This is a genomic window from Desulfovibrio sp. (genome assembly GCF_035644575.1).
Taxonomy (GTDB): Bacteria; Desulfobacterota; Desulfovibrionia; order Desulfovibrionales; family Desulfovibrionaceae; genus Desulfovibrio.
The window spans coordinates 1-3685 of sequence record NZ_DASQOG010000117.1; the positions used below are offsets into that span (position 1 = coordinate 1).

The 3685-nt window shown below is 57.2% G+C and carries 3 protein-coding genes and 1 tRNA gene; 3 read left to right on the top strand and 1 reads right to left on the bottom strand.

Going from position 1 to position 3685, the window contains the following annotated elements; translation table 11 throughout:
- Positions 1-15: 15 nt before the first annotated feature.
- Positions 16-102, bottom strand: a tRNA-Leu gene (locus VEZ52_RS06615).
- Between the two features lie 494 nt (positions 103-596).
- Between VEZ52_RS06615 and flgF the strand changes: the two genes are divergently transcribed.
- From flgF to flgA, 3 genes are all read left to right on the top strand, one after another.
- The gene (gene flgF / locus VEZ52_RS06620) at positions 597-1391 is read left to right on the top strand and encodes a flagellar basal-body rod protein FlgF (protein WP_324836117.1); all 795 of its coding nucleotides are present in this window, start codon (positions 597-599) and stop codon (positions 1389-1391) included.
- Positions 1392-1450: 59 nt separating this feature from the next.
- Positions 1451-2236 (top strand): flagellar basal-body rod protein FlgG, encoded by a 786-nt coding sequence (flgG, locus tag VEZ52_RS06625; protein ID WP_240824161.1) that lies wholly within the window; start codon positions 1451-1453, stop codon positions 2234-2236.
- Positions 2237-2380: 144 nt separating this feature from the next.
- Complete coding sequence (flgA, locus tag VEZ52_RS06630; protein ID WP_324836118.1) at positions 2381-3610, top strand: flagellar basal body P-ring formation chaperone FlgA; 1230 nt, start codon at positions 2381-2383, stop codon at positions 3608-3610.
- Positions 3611-3685 lie beyond the last annotated feature (75 nt).

The following is a 3685-nucleotide window of genomic DNA, read 5'->3' on the forward strand; positions in this document are numbered from 1 at the left end:
ACGACTCTTAAAAGATGGTGCCGAAGGGGAGACTCGAACTCCCACTCCCTTGCGAGAACTAGACCCTGAACCTAGCGTGTCTACCAATTCCACCACTTCGGCGCGAAGATGTGTTTACGCCAACAGGGGGTGGCTGGCAAGCATTTTTTTTGATTTCGGCAAAAAAAGTTTATTGCGGCAAGTACGATAGGCTTAATTCCCTTCACAAAGTGGCTCCTGGGGCCGATTTTTGGGCTTGTCAGGGATGGCGCGTGCAAATGCCGCTTTTGTCTCCGTCAAAGGCAACCTCTACTCGCGGCAATGCCGCCGCCGTGTCGGGGCGCTCCGGGTAGCCTCTTTTATCAATAATATGGGGGGGCGACCTCAGAATCGTCTGATTAATGCTTGGGCACCATGCTTGCATTCCGGGGCTGATAGTTCTGCTTGCCGCCGCCAGTGTCGTCTGTGCCTTTTCGAGCTACGCGAGCAAGTAGAGAATATTTCCAAATGCACGAGTATTGGCCCGCATATTGCAAAAGCTCTGGCAAGGGCTATCAGGCCCGAGGTAGACGGCTGCGCTTCACCTTTAGCGCTGCTGCCAACACAAGGAGCTGCTTATGCAAGCAGGCATGTTTAGCGGACTTTTTGCCGCGCTGACCACAGAACACCGCATGAATTTCATCGCCAATAATTTGGCGAACGTGAACACGCGCGGCTACAAGCGGGAAACGCTGGCGTTCAAGGACACCATGCCCACCTTTGCCTTTGACGAGATCCGGGAGCCGATTTTGAACCTCAAATCGACGCCCCTGTTTCCCGAACCGATGAATGCCGCAAGGGTTCGCGTGGCCGTTTCGCATACAGATTTTTCACAAGGATCCATGCAATATACCGGCAACGATCTTGATGTTGCCATCAATGGCGACAACGCCTTTTTCCGGGTCACGACACCTACGGGGCAGTACCTCACGCGTAACGGGGCTTTTGTGCTCAACGGCGATGGCGTTCTTATGACGCCGCAGGGGTACACCGTGCAAGGTGCTGGCGGCGTTATCAACGTTCCGGCAGGTACGCGCCATTTGCAGATCAGCGGCGATGGCCAAGTGCTTGCCGATGGCAACGTTATTGACCAGCTGGCCCTTGTCAGCGTGAACAACCCGCAGAATCTTGAAAAAATGGGCGGCAACCTCTTTCGCCCGCGCGATGGAGTTCAGATTGTTGAAGGCAATGCCTACGACGATGGCGCGCGTGTCGAGCAGGGCTTTACGGAAGCCGCCAATGTGGAAGTCGTGTCCGAAATGGTCAACATGATCGAAGTGCAGCGCCAGTTTGAAGCCTATCAAAAGGTCATGCAGACCTCAGACACGCTGGATCGCGCTGCCAACGAAAAAGTGGGCCGCCGCCAGGGTTAACCGGTGATGGTTTAGCAGCAATCGGCCGCCGCGCTGGTTATGTATAAGGAGAAATTCCCATGATGCGATCGCTTTGGACAGGCGCCACCGGCATGGTGGCCCAACAGCTCAATATCGACGTGATTTCAAACAACCTGGCCAACGTCAACACCACGGGCTTTAAAAAGAGCAGGGCCGAGTTTGAAGATCTCATGTACCAGACCATGCGCATGGCCGGCGCCACCACCGAGGGCGACAACCGTCTGCCTGTGGGTATTCAGGTCGGCATGGGCGCTCGTCCCACGGCTGTGCACAAGTTTTTTACCCAGGGCGATTTTCAGAATACCGGCAACACGCTGGACGTAGCCATTGAAGGCGACGGCTTTTTCCAGGTGGATGTGAACGGCGAACTCATGTACACGCGCGCCGGTTCCTTCAAGCTCAATCAGGACGGCACCGTGGTCACCGCCAACGGCTATATTCTGCAACCGCAGTTCGCCGTGCCCGCGCAAACCAAGACCATTTCCATTTCATCCTCCGGTCACATGGCGGCTCTGGATGCTCAGGGGCAGGAACTGGCCGGGGCCGAATTGCCGCTCTACACCTTTATCAATCCGGCGGGTCTTGATGCCCGTGGGCGCAACCTCTACACGCCAACCCAGGCTTCGGGCGATGCCACAGAAGGCGTGCCCGGCACAGACAATGTGGGTACCCTGGCTCAGGGCTTTCTGGAAATGTCCAACGTGGAAGTCGTGGACGAAATGGTGAACATGATTGTGGGCCAGCGCGCCTATGAAGTGAACTCAAAGTCCATCCAGACATCAGACTCCATGCTGGGCATCGCTGTGCAGCTCAAGCGCAGCTAGGGCTGATTATTGTTGAAAATGTTTGTCTGTTTTGCGCTGATTTTGAAAAATCCGCGCCACTAAAAGCTTGCAGGGCGATGGCAACAATGCGGCGTCGCCGTCGTGCAGGCATCTGAGCGTGAAAAGACTCCAGGGGTATGCGTCATGCGGTTTTTGCAGGTCATATGGGCAATGCGGGATGGTCAGGTGCTGCCTTTGCGCGCGCTTCTGGCTGCGGCTCTGGTGTGCTGCCTGTGGGCTACGGCCGCTGTGGCGGCTCCGCAGGGCGGCGTTCCCAGCGCCACCTGGCAGGATAATGACCGCAACCATCGTCGCTCGCCCAATCAGATAGTCACCCAGTTGCGCACTCCCCAGGCTCAGGCAGGGCAAATGCCCCTTGCGGATGGTGCGCAGGATCAACGGGCCGCCAAGGCGCGCAACCAGCTTGCCGCAGGCGAAGCCCCCGTGGTGCAGGATGGCCAGCTGAACATGCTTGGCCCTGACGACTGGCGGATCAAAATCCTTTCAGCGGCGGTTACCAATTCAGATATGGTTTTGCTGGGTGATATAGCTGTTCCGCTGGGGCAGATGGGGCAAGATACCTGGGCGCAACTGCGCGTACAGCAACTTTGGCCTGCGCCCCCGGAAGAAGGCAAACCCTTGCAGATCAGTCATTCCCGCCTTTCTCAGGCTTTGCGGCAGGCCTTGGGCAAGGATGTTGCCGGACGTTGCATTTTGCCATCTTCGCTGGTGATTCAGCGCGGGGGGCTGGTGTTTCATGAGGAAGACCTGCGTTCCTATGTGGTCAAAAGTCTGACACCACAATTGTCCGCCATGCCGGGCCAGGTGGAGCTGAGCGATTTTCGGCTGCCGGATTACATTTTTTTGGCTCACGCGCAGCAGCGAGTGCAGCTTGAACCGGGCAAACTGTCCCCCGGTCGCGTGCCTTTGCGCTTTGCTGTGCAGGAAGTGGACGGCAACGTGCTTCGGCGCATTTCCGGCACGGTCAATCTCACGCTCTGGATAACGGCCCCGGCGGCATCGCGCCCCATGAACAAAGGGGAAGCCCTGGCGGCAGAGTCCGTCACCTTTATGAAGGTCAACGCCAGCCAGTTGCGCGATCTGCCCTGGGATGGGCGCGGCGGTCCCTGGCAGGTGAACCGCGCGCTGAACACCGGCGAGCCAATTTTACAAAGCGACCTTGTGAGCCAGTTGATGGTAAGGCGCGGCGATGTGGTCAACCTCATCTATATAAAGGGCAACCTGCGCATAGCCACGCAGGCCCAGGCCCTGGCCGACGGCGAGCCGGGGGCCACCATTGCGGTACGGAATCTGCAAACCAAAAAACAGGTATACGCCATTGTCAAAGATGGCAGCACCGTGGAAATCCACTAGCGTTTAAAGGTGGAAGGAGAGGAGCATATGCAGGCACGATACATAATACCCGTTCTGGCGCTGAGCTATCTGTTC